The organism is Lacisediminihabitans sp. (assembly GCF_043726815.1).
Lineage (GTDB): Bacteria > Actinomycetota > Actinomycetes > Actinomycetales > Microbacteriaceae > Lacisediminihabitans.
On record NZ_JAYSJZ010000058.1, the window covers coordinates 60,916 to 74,939 of the forward strand.

The 14,024-nt window shown below is 69.2% G+C and carries 14 protein-coding genes; 9 read left to right on the forward strand and 5 right to left on the reverse strand.

Annotation, left to right across the window (positions count from 1 at the left end; translation table 11 throughout):
* Positions 1-26: 26 nt before the first annotated feature.
* Genes ACHZD8_RS07830 through ACHZD8_RS07840 form a run of 3 tightly spaced genes read left to right on the forward strand, consistent with a single transcriptional unit; the run spans position 27 to position 4,007 of the window.
* Complete coding sequence (locus ACHZD8_RS07830) at positions 27-1,877, forward strand: D-alanyl-D-alanine carboxypeptidase/D-alanyl-D-alanine-endopeptidase (RefSeq protein WP_394769651.1); 1,851 nt, start codon at positions 27-29, stop codon at positions 1,875-1,877.
* Between the two features lie 37 nt (positions 1,878-1,914).
* Positions 1,915-2,493 carry an isochorismatase family protein gene (locus ACHZD8_RS07835; protein ID WP_394769652.1) on the forward strand — a complete coding sequence of 193 codons (579 nt, stop codon included), beginning with the start codon at positions 1,915-1,917 and terminating at the stop codon, positions 2,491-2,493.
* A 41-nt stretch (positions 2,494-2,534) separates the two neighbouring features.
* Complete coding sequence (locus tag ACHZD8_RS07840; protein WP_394769653.1) at positions 2,535-4,007, forward strand: NAD-dependent succinate-semialdehyde dehydrogenase; 1,473 nt, start codon at positions 2,535-2,537, stop codon at positions 4,005-4,007.
* A gap of 190 nt (positions 4,008-4,197) precedes the next feature.
* On the opposite strand, the gene ACHZD8_RS07845 is transcribed toward ACHZD8_RS07840, so the two are convergent.
* Positions 4,198-4,641: an Hsp20/alpha crystallin family protein gene (locus tag ACHZD8_RS07845; protein ID WP_394769654.1), complete on the reverse strand. Its 444-nt coding sequence runs from the start codon at positions 4,639-4,641 to the stop codon at positions 4,198-4,200.
* A gap of 199 nt (positions 4,642-4,840) precedes the next feature.
* Here ACHZD8_RS07845 and ACHZD8_RS07850 point away from each other — a divergent pair, with 199 nt between their 5' ends.
* A complete protein-coding gene (locus ACHZD8_RS07850) occupies positions 4,841-5,827 on the forward strand; it encodes a zinc-dependent alcohol dehydrogenase family protein (RefSeq protein ID WP_394769655.1) in 987 nt (328 codons plus the stop codon).
* A gap of 28 nt (positions 5,828-5,855) precedes the next feature.
* On the opposite strand, the gene ACHZD8_RS07855 is transcribed toward ACHZD8_RS07850, so the two are convergent.
* Both ACHZD8_RS07855 and adhP read right to left on the reverse strand, forming a co-directional pair.
* Positions 5,856-6,527: a BON domain-containing protein gene (locus ACHZD8_RS07855; protein WP_394769656.1), complete on the reverse strand. Its 672-nt coding sequence runs from the start codon at positions 6,525-6,527 to the stop codon at positions 5,856-5,858.
* A gap of 52 nt (positions 6,528-6,579) precedes the next feature.
* A complete protein-coding gene (gene adhP, locus ACHZD8_RS07860) occupies positions 6,580-7,590 on the reverse strand; it encodes an alcohol dehydrogenase AdhP (protein WP_394769657.1) in 1,011 nt (336 codons plus the stop codon).
* 160 nt (positions 7,591-7,750) lie between these two features.
* Here adhP and ACHZD8_RS07865 point away from each other — a divergent pair, with 160 nt between their 5' ends.
* Both ACHZD8_RS07865 and ACHZD8_RS07870 read left to right on the forward strand, forming a co-directional pair.
* Entirely contained in the window at positions 7,751-8,233 is a 483-nt protein-coding gene (locus ACHZD8_RS07865) for a universal stress protein (RefSeq protein WP_394769659.1), read from the forward strand.
* A gap of 28 nt (positions 8,234-8,261) precedes the next feature.
* Entirely contained in the window at positions 8,262-9,062 is an 801-nt protein-coding gene (locus ACHZD8_RS07870) for a TrmH family RNA methyltransferase (protein WP_394769718.1), read from the forward strand.
* A gap of 17 nt (positions 9,063-9,079) precedes the next feature.
* On the opposite strand, the gene ACHZD8_RS07875 is transcribed toward ACHZD8_RS07870, so the two are convergent.
* The gene (locus ACHZD8_RS07875) at positions 9,080-10,939 is read right to left on the reverse strand and encodes an ABC transporter ATP-binding protein (protein ID WP_394769660.1); all 1,860 of its coding nucleotides are present in this window, start codon (positions 10,937-10,939) and stop codon (positions 9,080-9,082) included.
* 60 nt (positions 10,940-10,999) lie between these two features.
* Complete coding sequence (locus tag ACHZD8_RS07880) at positions 11,000-11,233, reverse strand: hypothetical protein (protein WP_394769661.1); 234 nt, start codon at positions 11,231-11,233, stop codon at positions 11,000-11,002.
* Positions 11,234-11,406: 173 nt separating this feature from the next.
* On the opposite strand from ACHZD8_RS07880, the gene ACHZD8_RS07885 reads away from it, so the two are divergent.
* Genes ACHZD8_RS07885 through ACHZD8_RS07895 form a run of 3 tightly spaced genes read left to right on the forward strand, consistent with a single transcriptional unit; the run spans position 11,407 to position 14,017 of the window.
* Entirely contained in the window at positions 11,407-12,333 is a 927-nt protein-coding gene (locus tag ACHZD8_RS07885; protein WP_394769662.1) for an ABC transporter ATP-binding protein, read from the forward strand.
* Positions 12,330-13,181 (forward strand): ABC transporter permease, encoded by an 852-nt coding sequence (locus ACHZD8_RS07890; RefSeq protein ID WP_394769664.1) that lies wholly within the window; start codon positions 12,330-12,332, stop codon positions 13,179-13,181. The genes ACHZD8_RS07885 and ACHZD8_RS07890 overlap by 4 nt, the downstream gene beginning before the upstream one ends.
* Positions 13,178-14,017: an ABC transporter permease gene (locus tag ACHZD8_RS07895; protein WP_394769665.1), complete on the forward strand. Its 840-nt coding sequence runs from the start codon at positions 13,178-13,180 to the stop codon at positions 14,015-14,017. The genes ACHZD8_RS07890 and ACHZD8_RS07895 overlap by 4 nt, the downstream gene beginning before the upstream one ends.
* Positions 14,018-14,024: the final 7 nt, after the last annotated feature.

A 14,024-nucleotide genomic window follows, 5' to 3' on the forward strand; every position in this document is an offset into this window, starting at 1 on the left:
CAACCGCCTCCGTTTAGAATGGAGGCGTGAGTGACCCCCAGGACCCACAGCCACCCCCCGAGCAGCACCTGAGCCGGCGCGCCGCTCGTGAGGCTGCCGAGGCCGCCGACGCGGCCCGCGTGGAGGCGGCCCGGCCCGACGAGGTCCGACCAGACGCCCCGACGTCCGCGGGGGACCAGCCGCCCGCGACGGAGCTGATCTCACCGACAGCATCTCAGGCCGATGACGCCACCAAGTTTCTGCCGGTGGCCGCGTCGACCCCTTACCTTCCCCCGTCGTTCCCGGGCGCGCCGCCCCCTCACGATGTCGAGACCGTGATGTTCCCGGCGACCGGCGGTTCCGACCTCGGGGCGGGCGGCACAGGGGCAGTCGGTCCCGGCGCGCGCGGCACAGACGCGGGTTCCGCTGGGGATTCCACAGGCCGGCCCCGCTCCGGGGTGAAGGCCGCGGCCAGCGCGGCGCTCGGCGGCGTCTTCGCGAGCATCCGCAAACATCCGAACGCGTGGCTCTTCTCTGCCCTGGGGCTCGCCTTCGTGCTCCTCGGCACGGGGGCGCTCTTCGCCGGTGCGGCCGTCGGCTCCCCGACGCCCGCCGCGGTGGTCGGGCCGAGCAAGACGCCGACTCCGACCCCCACGCCCAGGCCGACCCCGGCAGCGATCGCCGACCCCACCCACCTGCGCACCTGCTCGGTGGCCAAGGCGGCATCCGATCCCAACCTGCTCACCTTCCAGGGCAGCGTGATCAACGCCACGACCGGCGAGGTGCTCTTCGACCGGGCCGGGGCGACCCCGGCGCGCACCGCGAGCGTCATGAAGACCCTCACCACGGCGGCCGGGCTCTCCGTGCTCGGGCCGGCCTACCAGTTCTCCACCAAGGTCTACGAGGGCAGCGCCCCGGGAAGCATCGTGCTCGTCGGCGGCGGAGACCCCACCCTGAGCGCCCTCGGGCCGGCCGAGGAGAGCGTCTACAAGGGCGCGCCGAAACTGAGCGACCTGGCGTACCAGGTGAAGACGCAGTGGGCGGCAGACCCCAAGAACGCCGGGGTGGACATCACGAGCGTGATCCTCGACGCGAACATGTGGAACCCGGCAGACAACTGGGACCCCACCTGGGAGCGGAGCGAGCAGACCGAGGGGTACCAGCCCGAGATCACCGCGCTCATGGTGGATGGCGACCGCGCCAACCCGAAGGCCCAGGACAGCCCGCGCAGCGACGACCCAGTGGGCCGCGCCGGTGCAGCCTTCGTCTCGGCGCTCGGCCTGCCGGCGACCCCCACGGTCACGGCCGGCACGGCGACCGCCGGAACCAAGCTCCTCGGCGAGGTGAAGTCCCAGCCGCTCAAGACGCTCATCTCCTATCTGCTTCCCGTCTCTGACAACACGCTCGCCGAGATGATCGCGCGGGTCACCTCCAAGATGAGCGGCGGCGACGGCTCGTCGGCCTCGCTCAAGACCGCCATCCCGGCCGCCCTGGTCGGCTACGGGCTGCAGCCCACCGGCCTGACGATCATCGACGGTTCCGGCGAAAGCAACTCCAACGCCGTTCCGGCCACCTTCGTCGCGCAACTCATGGCCAAGGTTGCCGCCGGCGAGCAGAACCTCAAGATCATCTACGACGCTCTGCCGATCGCGGGCAAGACGGGCACCCTGGCCAGCCGATTCACCGGGGCGAACGCGATAGCCCGCGGCGCTGTGAACGCCAAGACCGGCTGGATCAAGACCGAGTACGCCCTCGCCGGCGTCGTGCACGCCGCCGACGGAACCACCCTCAGCTTCGCGTTCTACGCCCTCGGCAACATCAACAGCCGCACGCAGCCCGCCCTCGACACCATCACCACCGCCGTGTTCAGCTGCGGCAACAACCTCTCGAACAATTGACCGGGCCGACCGTGACAGCAGAGACCAGCGGGTGCCGATGAGCCGGGCGCTCTTCGTGATCGACGTGCAGAACGACTTCACCGAGGGCGGCGCTCTCGGTGTCGACGGTGGGGCGGCGGTCGCCGCGGGCATCACCCGCTACCTTCGCGACCATCCGGGCCGCTACGACCAGGTGATCGCCTCCCGGGACTGGCACGACGCCGACAACGACAACGGCGGCCACTTCGCCACCACCGAGGTGCCGGACTTCGTGTCCACCTGGCCGGTGCACTGCGTGGCGGGCACCCCTGGCGCCGAGTACCACCCGGACCTGGACACCGGCCTCCTCACCGTGCAGCTGCGAAAGGGCCAGGGGCGTCCCGCCTACTCGATCTTCGAGGGCGTCACCAACGACGGGCGTACGGTCGCCGAGGTGCTCACCACCCTGGGCATCGACGACATCGACGTCGCGGGCATCGCCACCGACTACTGCGTGCGGGCCTCGGCGCTCGACGCGCTCGCCACTGGGCGACGCGTGGCCGTGCTCTCCGACCTGGTGGCCGGGGTCGCCGGGCCCTCGAGCGACGCCGCACTCGCGGAACTCGTCGCTGCCGGCGCCGAGGTCCACCCGTCCTGACGGGCACTCGGCGACCGGCGCCGATCAGTAGACTCGATCGCATGAGTGCTCTGTCAGAATCCGAGCTGTTGGCAAAGGTGCCCGATCAGCTTTTCATCGGCGGCGACTGGGTGGACTCCACCTCCGGCCGCGTCATCCAGGTGCATGATCCGGCCACCGGGGCGGTCATCAAGACCATCGCCGATGCCTCGGTGGCGGATGGCGCGCGGGCGATGGACGCCGCGGCCGCCGCGCAGGACTCCTGGGCCGCCACGGCGCCTCGGGTGCGCGGAGAGATTCTCCGCGGGGCATTCGACCTGCTGCAGGAACGGGCGGACGAGTTCGCCCTGCTGATGACCATCGAAATGGGCAAGCCGCTCGCGGAGGCGCGCGGCGAGGTCGCCTACGGCGGGGAATTCCTGCGCTGGTTCAGCGAGGAGGCGGTGCGCATCAGCGGCCGCTACGGTGTGAACCCCGAGGGCACCGGACGCACGATCGTGACGCACCTGCCCGTTGGCCCGTCGTTTCTCATCACCCCCTGGAACTTTCCCCTGGCCATGGCCACCCGCAAGATCGCCCCGGCGCTCGCCGCCGGCTGCACCGCCGTGGTCAAGCCCGCCGAGCTGACACCGCTCACCACGCTCTACTTCGCCCGGCTGCTCGAAGACTCCGGACTGCCCAAGGGTGTTCTCAACGTGATCACCACGTCCACCTCGGGGGAGGTGTCGGCCCCGATCATCGCCGACCCCCGCCTGCGCAAGCTCAGCTTCACCGGATCCACCGGCGTCGGTGTGCGCCTGCTCAAGCAGGCGGCGGACAACGTGCTGCGCACCTCGATGGAGCTCGGCGGCAACGCGCCGTTCCTCGTCTTCGAGGACGCCGACATCGACAAGGCCGTCGACGGCGCGATGATCGCCAAGTTCCGCAACATCGGCCAGGCCTGCACCGCGGCAAACCGGTTCATCGTGCACGAGTCCGTGGCCGAGGACTTCGCCGCCCGGGTCACCGCGCGCGTGAAGCAACTGAGGGTGGGACGCGGCACCGAGGACGGCGTGGGCATCGGCCCGCTCATCAACGAGGCGGCCGTGGCCAAGGCCTCCGACCTCGTGCGGGACGCCGTGACGCGCGGGGCGACCCTGCTCACCGGCGGGTCGGCGATCGACGGCGACGGCACCTTCTACGAGCCCACCGTGATCTCCGGCGTCCTGGCAGGCAGCGAGATCCTGCGCGAGGAGATCTTCGGACCGGTGCTCGCCATCTCGACCTTCACCGACGAGGCGGATGCCGTGGCCAAGGCCAACGACACCGAGTACGGACTGGTGAGCTACGCCTTCACCCGCGACCTCGCACGCGGCCAGCGCCTCATCGAGAGTCTCAAGACCGGCATGATGGGCCTCAACACCGGGGTCGTCTCGAACGCGAGCGCCCCGTTCGGCGGGGTGAAGCAGTCCGGACTGGGCCGCGAGGGTGGGGCCGAGGGCATCCACGAGTACCTCGAAACGAAGTACGTGCTCACCCCCAGCCCCTTCGCCTGACCCCGGTCGCACTCCCCGCATCCCCTTTTGGGTTTCCCCTTTTTGGGTTCCCCCTTCCGAAATCCATGCATTCCTGCTCGACACGCCGTTCCGGGGCGATGTTGAGCGGCGCGTCGGCGCCGATTGCCTGGATTTCGGAAGGTTGGAGGTTCGGAAGGCGGGGCCAGCCGTGGCCGGGCGGAGGCCGCTGCTACTTCTTGGCGGTCGACTTGCCCGTCGTGACGGCGATCGTCTCCGGGGCTCCGGCGGTGATCTCCACCTTGCGGGGCTTCATCCGCTGGCTCACTGGGATCATCACGCTCAGCACCCCGTTGTGGTAGCTCGCCGAGATGCTGTCGGCGTCGATTCCGTCGCCGAGGCTCAACTGGCGCACGAACGAGCCGCTCGGGCGTTCCTGGGTCAGCCACTCGGCGTTCTCGGCGGTGGACAGCGTGCGAACCGCGCGAATGGTGAGCACCGAACCGTCAACATCGATGTCGATCGAGCCGGGATCAACCCCGGGCACGTCGGCGTTGAGAATGTAGTGGTCGCCCTCGCGATAGAGGTCCATCGGTACGAATCGTGGGCCGCGTCGCCCATCAGACATCGTGCTCATGCGATCCAGTTCGCGGAACGGGTCAAAGAACATTGCCATTTTTCTCTTCCTCTCTCTTCGCGGCGGCCGATCGGAGAGGGCCGTCGCCCTGACTCCGACGCTAGCCCCGCACCGAGCGCCGGGTAGGGCCTTTCGTCACGCGACCGCGGCGGATGCGGGACCTTCGGCCGTCGATTCGGGGGTCACCCCGGGTTGACTGGCCAGAGCGCCCGAGGGTGGCGGCGAAAGGACGGCGACCATGAGGGTCTGGACCAGCGACTCGACCACGCGATCGATCCGACTGGTGGAGCGCGAGACACCACTGCCCGCGCCGGGCGAGGTGCTGGTGAGGGTGAACGCGTGCGGGGTGTGCCGCACCGACCTGCACGTCGTGGACGGTGAGCTCCCCTTGCATCGGGCCGGAGTGGTCCCCGGCCACCAGGTGGTGGGAACGGTGGCGGGGATCGGCGATCGCGTGCTCGACCTCCGGATCGGTGACCTCGTGGGCATCGCCTGGCTTCGCGGCACCTGCGGGTCGTGCGAGTGGTGCCGCACGGGTCGCGAGAACCTGTGCCCACGGTCGACCTACACCGGCTGGGATGCGGATGGCGGCTTCGCGGAGTTCGCCACCGTGCCCGCGGCCTTCGCCTACCGACTGCCCGGCGACAGCGATCCGATCGCGACCGCGCCGCTGCTCTGCGCCGGCATCATCGGCTTCCGCGCCCTCTCCAGGGCCCAGCTTCCGCCGGGCGGCAGGCTCGGCATCTACGGCTTCGGGTCGAGCGCCCACATCACTGCCCAGCTCGCGATGGCGGCCGGTGCCGAGGTGTTCGCGATGACCCGGGGCGCGGCGAATCGTGAACTCGCGAGCAGCCTGGGCGTCGCGTTCGTCGGCGAGGCGGACTCGGTTCCGCCGCAGCTGCTCGATGCCGCCATCGTTTTCGCCCCCGCCGGCGAACTGGTGCCGCTCGCGCTCAGGGCGACGACGGCCGGGGGAACGGTGGTGGTGGCCGGCATCCACCTCTCCAATATTCCAACATTGGAATACGAGAGCACGCTGTTTCACGAACGGGACCTGCGCAGCGTGACCGCCAACACCCGCGGCGACGGAATCGCCTTCCTCCGGCTCGCCCACGCCCTGCGGTTGCGCCCCCAGACCACCGTGTACCCGTTCGGGAGGGCAGCCGAGGCGCTCGACGACCTGCGAAGCGGATCCGCCTCCGGCTCGCTCGTGCTGGAGTTCTGAGGGCGGGCGGCCTCAGACCAGAGGGCGGCTAGAACGGTCGAACGGAGATCTGGTTGTGCACGCTCGAAACCGTCGGCGAGGCCCACGCGGTGAACCCCGCCTGCCTCTTCTCCGCCCACGACCGCACGGTACCGGTCAGGGTCACCTCGCTGCCCCGCACCTGCACGGTGATGTTGTCGGCATCCACGACGGCGTTGCGGATGAGCGCGCGGCGGATCTTCTCCTCGGTGTCGTGCGCGGTCGGCCGGGGCGTCAGGGCGATGCGGTTGTCGACGAAGTACACCCCCGCGATCCGCTCCACCGCGCGGTAGGCGGCGTCGCGTTCGTAGTTCCAGTTGACGGTGCCGCGCAGGGTCACCACGTGGTTCCGCACCTCGGCCTGCACCGTCGCGTGAGGAACGTCGGCGGTGTAGAGCAACGCATTGTTCACCGCCGTCGCCACCTCCGAGTCGGTGATCGCCCCCGCGGTCGGTTCACGGACGTCCAACTGGTCGACGACCGTGGACACCCCTCGCACGCGCAGCGCCGCCCGCGTGGCGGCCGCACGCTCGGTGGGGTCGACCTCGCCGGAGAGGGTGACGACCCCGTCATGCACCGAGACGCCGATGTCGGCCGGCTCCACGTCGGGAGTCCAGTGGAGTTCGTCCACCACGGCGGCCTGCACCTCCGCGTCGCTGTGCCCGTTCGCTGAAGTAGTCATCTGCCCAGCGTCGCCCCGCCTGCCGTGAAGCGTCAGGGCCGAAGGTCCCCGGTCAGTACTCGAAGACGAGTCGGGCGGGCACCTTGCTCGAGAGGACTTCGGCCATCGCGGCATTGACGTCATCGAGCCTGCGGGCTTCCGCGATCACGCGAGTGTGGCCGGCCGCGTGCAGGGCGAACACCTCGGCGAGATCCTGGCGGGTGCCGACGATCGAGCCGATGATCGAGATGCCTTTGAGCACCGTCTCGAAGATCGGGATGCTCATGGTGAGCTCGGCGGGCAGCGCGACGCACACGAGGCGGCCGCCCCGACGGAGAGAGGCGAAGGCCTGCTCGAACACGACGGGAGACGCGGCGAGAACGATCGCGACATCCGCGCCGCCGATCTCCTGGATGGCCTTCACCGGGTCGGCCTTCGCCGCGTTCACCACAAACTCCGCTCCGAGTTCGGTGGCGAGGTCGAGTTTCGCCTCCTCGATGTCGACCCCGATGACGGAGCCTCCCACGATGCGTGCGTATTGAACGGCGAGGTGGCCGAGAGCGCCGACCCCGAACACGGCGACGCGTTCGGTCGGGCTGATGCCTGCGACCTTGACGGCCTTATAGGTGGTGACGCCGGCGCAGGTGAGCGGTGCCGCGTCGAGCGGGCTGATCCCGTCCGGTACCGCCACGACATATTTTGCGTGAGCAAGGGTGTACTCCGCGAATGCGCCGTCCACGGAGTATCCGCTGTTGTGCTGCTGCTCGCAGAGCGTCTCTCGGCCGTCGATGCAGTATCGGCACTCTCCGCAGGCGTAACCGAGCCACGGAATCGCCACGCGATCGCCGATGGCGCGGTTGCGGACGCCGACGCCGAGCTTCTCGACGATTCCGACCCCTTCGTGACCGGGTACGAAAGGCAGGCTGGGCTTGACCGGCCAGTCACCGTGAGCTGCGTGGATGTCGGTGTGGCACAACCCGCAGGCCTCGAGCCGAACCAGGATCTCGCCCTCGCCGGGTTCGGGGATGGCCCGATCGACGATCGTGAGCGCGTCAGTGAATCCGGTGACGACTGCTGCCTTCATGGGTGGTGCCTTCCTGTCGGCGCGGCAATGGACCCGATCGAGTGGTGGGGCGGGACCTGGCCGCGCGACGGCCTCCGCATCGTCGAATCTGCCACCCGAGCGGGACGCAGGCAGGGACTTTCGGCCCGTCGCCGACGGGGGAGGGGGCAGACCATGAACCATGGACGCGACACACCAGGCTCAGGACTCCGCTCGAATCGTTGTGGGGGTCGATGGATCGGACTCGTCGATCGACGCGCTCCGGCGCGGGGCGAGGATGGCCGAGGCTCTCGGCGTGCGGCTCGAGGGCATCACGGTCTGGCAGTACCCGCTCGAATTCGGAGGGTACGTCACCTCGGAGTGGTCTCCGGAGTCTGACGCCCGCTCGGTGCTGGATGAGGCGGCCCAGGAGGTGTTCCAGGGCACTCCGCCCGACTGGTTCGTGCCGGTCGTGTGCGAGGGGTCGACGGCGCAGGTGCTCATCGACGCGAGCAAGGGCGCCGAGATGCTGATCGTGGGCAGCCGAGGCCATGGCGGCTTCGTGGGGCTGTTGCTGGGTTCGGTGAGTTCCCGGTGCGCGGAATACTCCCACTGCCCGGTGCTGGTCGTGCACAACGGCGACCGGGAGGTCGCTCAGGCCGACGCGGCGGGGGCCCTCGCCTAGAATTGGAGCCTTCCCTGGAGGCCCCACGATTCCCGTCATCGAGATCACCGACCTGGCCGATTCCCGCCTCGGCGACTACTCGCACCAGACCGACGTCGCCCTCAAGAAGGCACGCGGCACCGAGCACGGGCTCTACATCGCCGAGTCGGCGCTCGTGCTCGAACGCGCCCTCGCGGCGGGGCACCGGCCGCGGTCCGTGCTCGCCCTCGGCGGTTCGGTGCACGAGGCGCTCGATCTGCTCGGCGACCGTGACGTGCCCGTCTTCTCCGGTCCGTCGGAGTTGCTCGAGGAGCTCACCGGTTACCTCCTGCACCGCGGTCTCATCGCCGCGATGCATCGGCCGGCGCTGCCCGCCCCGGAGTCCCTGCTCGCGACGGCCAGGCGCATCGTGATCCTCGAGAACGTGGCTGACCCCACCAACGTCGGGGCGATCTTCCGGTCGGTCGGCGCGATCGGCGCCGACGCCGTGCTCGTGACGCCGCGCTGCTCGGACCCGTTCTACCGGCGCGCGATCCGGGTGAGCATGGGAACGGTGCTGCAGGTGCCGTGGACGCGCGTCGGGGACTGGGCGTCGACCCGGGAACTGCTCTCGGCATCCGGTTTCCACATCGCCGCGCTGGCGCTGGGTCCCGGCGCGGTCGGCCTGCGGGACTTCGCCGCGACCGCGCCGGAGCGGGTCGCCTTCGTGCTCGGCGCGGAGGGCGACGGGCTCACCGTTGAGGCGCTCGAGGCGGCGGACACCATAGTGACGATCCCGATGGCGCACGGCATCGACTCGCTCAATGTCGCCGCCGCGAGCGCCGTGGCGATGTGGGCTCTCGCCGACTGAGCCGGTGGCCCCGACCGCTAGACGAGCAGCTGGTGCTTGGCCAGGTCCTTGTAGAGGGGAGTCGACTTGACCAGCTCGGAGTGGGTGCCCACTCCCACGACCCGCCCGTGGTCGAGCACCACGATCTGGTCGGAGTCCACCACGGTGGAGAGCCGGTGGGCGATCACGATGAGCGTGCGGTTGTCGGCGACGGCGTCGATGGTCTCCCGCAGCAGTTGCTCGTTGAGCCCGTCGAGGCTCGAGGTGGACTCGTCGAGCAGCAGGATGGGCGGAGCGGCGAGCAGGGTGCGTGCAATGGCGAGGCGCTGGCGTTCGCCGCCGGAGAGCATGATGCCGTCCTCGCCGACCGGGGCGTCGAGGCCGAGCTCGTTGCGCTCCAGCACCTCGGTGAGGTTGACGTCGTGCAGCACCCGGATGCACTCCGCGTCCGTCGCATTCGGAGCACCGAGGGTGAGGTTGTCGCGCAGCGAGCCCGCGAGCACCGGGGCGTCCTGCTCCACGTAGCCGATCTGGGCGCGCAGCGCCTCGCGGTCGAGCCCGCGCACGTCGAGCCCGCCGATGCGCACCACTCCGGCGGCCGGGTCGTAGAAGCGCTCGATGAGGGCCAGGATGGTGCTCTTGCCGGCGCCGCTCGGGCCGACGAGGGCGGTGCGCTTGCCGCGGGGCGCCTCGAAGCTGATGCCGTGCAGCACGGTGAGATCCTTGCGGGCCGCCGGCAGGTCCGACTCGTCGGCTCCCTCTGACTCGTCGGCTCCCTCGGCCCGGGCGGGCCGCGCCGCCTCCGGATAGGTGAAGTGCACGCCGTCGAAGCTGATCGCGGCATCCGTGTGCAGCGGGGCGGCCGGCTCGATCGCCGCGTCGAACTCGTCCTCGCTCGGCAGGGAGATGATCTCCTGGATGCGGCCGAGCGCGCCGAGGGCCTGGTTGACGGAGTTGATCGCCCCGAAGGCCTGGCCGAGCGGCATGATCATCATGAACAGGAACAGGATGAACGCCACGAGGCTCGAGATGGTGATCGCGCCGCTCGCCACCCGGAACCCGCCGACGCCGAGCACGACGAGGAACGACACCTGCAGCGCGATCCCCGCGATCGGCACGACGAGGGCGGAGATCTTCGCGACGCTGATGCCCATGCGCCAGGCGCCCTCGGCGTCCTTCTCGATCGCCGCGATCTCCCGCTCGGTGGCGTTGGAGGCGCGAACGGTGCGCACGGCGCTGATGGCGCGCTCCACCGAGGCGGCAAGGTCCCCGACCTTCTCCTGCTGCTTGCGGCTCGCGACGCGCACCCGGCCGCTGAGGCTGACGACGGTGACCACCGAGGCCGCGATCACCAGCACCGTGAGCCCGAGCAACACCGGATCGATGATGAGCATCGCGATGAGGGCGCCCACGAAGACGAGCGCGCCGCCGACGGCGTCGACGAGACCCTGGGTGATCACGGCGTAGAGGAGGGTGGTGTCCGAGCCGACGCGGGAGACGAGGTCGCCCGTGCGGCGGGTATCGAATTCGCTGATCGGCAGGCGGAGCATTCGACGCACGAGCTGGCGGCGAGCCGAGAGCACGACGCTGGTGCCCGTGCGTTGGAGGAGGTAATGCTGGAAGCCGCTGAGGAGGCCGGAGAGCACGACGAGGCCCACCAGAAGCCAGACCAGGGTGCCGAGATTCTGCCCCTTCTGCACGACCGAGATCACCTGGCTCACGAGCAGCGGCTGGGCGAGTGAGGCCGCGGCGCTGAGCACGCTCAGGCCGATCACGACGCCGAGGATGCGCTTGTGCTCGAGCAGGTAGGGGAGCAACTGGCTGAAGCGGGCGCGCGGCCCGTCGTCCTTCTTCCCTCGGCCGAAGGGGGATCGTCGGGTCTGCGTCGTGGAGCTCATGATTCCTTAGTCTTTCGTGGCGCGCGGCCGGATCGGTACTCCGAGCGGCGTAACTTCGCCCTAGCGACGCCCGTACTTCTTGTGCACCGCCTGGCGGGAGACGCCGAGGGAGGTGGCGATCATCTGCCAGCCCATGCCGAGGTTGCGGGCCCTGCGCACGAGCGTAGCTTCGTGGCGATCCAGTTCGATGCGCATTTCGCTCACGGCATGAAGGGCCTTGAGCGGATTCTCGTCCCCGGCTTCGGAGCCGAGGGTGAGGAGGAGGTCTGACACCCCGTCAACCGTAGTTGACACGCCTTGAATTGTCAACGCAGGTTGACACTCGCGGGACCGGGCACCGATCTTCGATCTGTCAATTCGACTTGACATCAAGTTCAGTTGACAACTCGAAAACGGGAAGGGGTCCCCGGAGGTGAAGCCCCGGGTGGCGGTGGCGGTGACGGTGGCATTGGCTAGGGTGGACAGCGATGTCCCCTCCAGTGATCACAGCGAAGTCGCTCACGAAGAAGTACAAGGAATTTGCCGCCGTCGACGGCATCTCCTTCGAAGTCGCGCCCGGCGAATCGTTCGGGCTGCTCGGGCCCAACGGCGCCGGCAAGTCGACGACGATGCGCATGGTGGGCGCGGTGTCCACGCGCACGAGCGGCGACCTGTCGATCCTCGGGCTCGACCCCAACGAGCACGGGCCGGAGGTGCGTTCTCAGCTCGGCGTCGTGCCGCAGCAGGACAACCTCGACATGGAGCTGAGGGTGCGCGACAACCTCATCGTCTACGGCCGGTACTTCGGCATGAGCCACGCCCAGTGCGGGCGGAAGGCGGATGAGCTGCTCGAGTTCGCGCAGCTCTCCGACCGAGCCAAGGCGAAGGTGGACGACCTCTCCGGCGGCATGAAGCGGCGCCTGACCATCGCGCGTTCGCTCATGAACGACCCCCGCATCCTGCTGCTCGACGAACCGACGACCGGACTCGACCCGCAGGCGAGGCACATCCTCTGGGATCGCTTGTTCCGGCTCAAGGAGCAGGGCACCACCCTGGTGCTCACCACGCACTACATGGACGAGGCCGAGCAACTCTGCGACCGGCTCGTGGTGGTGGACAAGGGCAAAATCATGGCCGAGGGGGCCCCGGCCGACCTGATCAAGCAGTACTCGACGCGGGAGGTCGTGGAGGTGCGCTTCGGCTCCGACCGCAACGCCGACGTGGCCCGCCGTCTCGCCGGGGTCGGCGAGCGACTCGAGGTGCTGCCCGACCGCATCCTGATCTACAGCGAGGACGGCGACGCGGAACTCGCGCTCATCGCCGAGATGGGGCTCGAGCCGATCACGAGTCTCGTGCGCCGCTCGAGCCTCGAGGATGTGTTCCTCCGCCTCACCGGACGGAGCCTGATCGAATGACCGCGGTCACCGAGCCCTTCGCGGCGGAGACGGCCGGGCGCGCGCTCGCCGGCGGAGTCAAGCCGCGCCGGTACGGCTCGTGGTACGTGGCCGAGCACCGCATCCGGGGAATGCGTTCGTACCTCAAGACGCTGGTCGTGACGAGCGTGGGCAATCCGCTGGTCTACCTCTTCGCCCTGGGCGTGGGCCTCGCCAGCCTCATCGACAAGAACCTCGGGCCGAACGGCTTCAACGGCGTGAGCTATCTGGCGTTCGTCGCACCGGCCCTTCTCGCGACCGCGGCCGTGACGGTCGCGGCAGAGGAATGCACCTATCCGATCATGATGGGGTTCAAGTGGAACCCGATCTTCTTCGGCATGAACGCGGCGCCGATCACGGGCAACCAGATCGTGAACGGCGTGTTCATCTCGGTGCTAGTGCGCATCATCCCCACCTGCGTCATCTACTTCCTGGTCATGCTGCTCTTCGGTGCCGTGCCGTCGCCGTGGGGTGCCCTCACCATCCTGGTGGCGACCTTCACCGGGCTGTCCGTGGGCCTCGTGATCGCCGCGTACACGTCGCGGATCGTGGACGACAAGGGCCAGATGGCCATGATCATGCGCTTCGGCATCACGCCGATGTTCCTCTTCTCCGGCACCTTCTTCCCGCTCAGCCAGATGCCGATCTTCCTGCAGTGGATCGGCTGGATCTCGCCGCTCTGGCACGGGACCCAACTCGGCCGCGTGCTGAGCTACGGTGCCGTCGAGCCGGCCTGGCTCACCGCGCTGCACGTGCTCTACCCGGCCGCCCTCTGCGTCTGGGGCTGGACCACCACCCAGCGGGTCGTCACGAGGAGGCTCAACAAGTGACCTCCACGCGCGCCCTCGCGCCGACCCGTCCGCTCGCCAAGCCGCGCTCCGGCGGCATCGGCGCGCTCTACGCCGGCAACGCGCGCTCGGTGGTGAGCCGCGGCCTTCTCGCCACCACGAGCACCAACTACCTCATCGTGCTCAGCGGGTTCTTCGAGCCGGTGTTCTACCTGCTCTCGATGGGGCTGGGGCTCGGCGCCCTCGTGGGCAACGTCGCGACGACCACCGGCCAGCAGGTGCCGTACGCGGCGTTCATCGCCCCGGCCCTGCTCGCGGTCTCGGCGATGAACGGCGCGATCTACGACTCCACCTGGAACGTCTTCTTCAAGATGCAGTACGCCAAGCTCTACGAGGGGATGCTGACCACCTCGCTCGGCCCGCTGGACGTCGCGCTCGGCGAGATCCTGCTCGCTCTGCTGCGCGGCGCCCTCTACGCCGGCGGCTTCATGATCGTGATGCAGGTGCTCGGGCTCAACCTCGCCTGGACGGCGATCCTCGCCCTGCCGGCCGTGCTGCTCATCGCGTTCGGGTTCGCGAGCCTCGGCATGGCGATCACCAGCTACCTGAAGACCTTCCAGCAGATGGACTGGATCAACTTCGTGATGCTGCCGATGTTCCTCTTCTCGGCGACCTTCTACCCGCTGAGCGTCTACCCCACGGCGATCCAGTGGGTAATCCAGGCGCTGCCGCTCTGGCACGGAGTGGAGCTCGTGCGCGGTCTCACCACCGGCGCCCTCAGCGTGGCCATGCTCTGGCACGTGCTGTATTACCTCGTGATGATCGCCATCGGGCTGGTCTTCACCACCCGGCGGTTGCGCGCGCTGTTCCTCGACTGAGCGGCCG

Coding starts and splice junctions, on each gene's coding strand:
- ACHZD8_RS07845 (WP_394769654.1), bottom strand. CDS start 4,641: ATGGCAATGTTCTTTGACCCGTTCCGCGAACTGGATCGCATGAGCACG.
- ACHZD8_RS07885 (WP_394769662.1), top strand. CDS start 11,407: ATGTCCCCTCCAGTGATCACAGCGAAGTCGCTCACGAAGAAGTACAAG.
- ACHZD8_RS07865 (WP_394769659.1), top strand. CDS start 7,751: ATGGACGCGACACACCAGGCTCAGGACTCCGCTCGAATCGTTGTGGGG.
- ACHZD8_RS07840 (WP_394769653.1), top strand. CDS start 2,535: ATGAGTGCTCTGTCAGAATCCGAGCTGTTGGCAAAGGTGCCCGATCAG.
- adhP (WP_394769657.1), bottom strand. CDS start 7,590: ATGAAGGCAGCAGTCGTCACCGGATTCACTGACGCGCTCACGATCGTC.
- ACHZD8_RS07875 (WP_394769660.1), bottom strand. CDS start 10,939: ATGAGCTCCACGACGCAGACCCGACGATCCCCCTTCGGCCGAGGGAAG.
- ACHZD8_RS07855 (WP_394769656.1), bottom strand. CDS start 6,527: ATGACTACTTCAGCGAACGGGCACAGCGACGCGGAGGTGCAGGCCGCC.
- ACHZD8_RS07835 (WP_394769652.1), top strand. CDS start 1,915: ATGAGCCGGGCGCTCTTCGTGATCGACGTGCAGAACGACTTCACCGAG.
- ACHZD8_RS07850 (WP_394769655.1), top strand. CDS start 4,841: ATGAGGGTCTGGACCAGCGACTCGACCACGCGATCGATCCGACTGGTG.
- ACHZD8_RS07890 (WP_394769664.1), top strand. CDS start 12,330: ATGACCGCGGTCACCGAGCCCTTCGCGGCGGAGACGGCCGGGCGCGCG.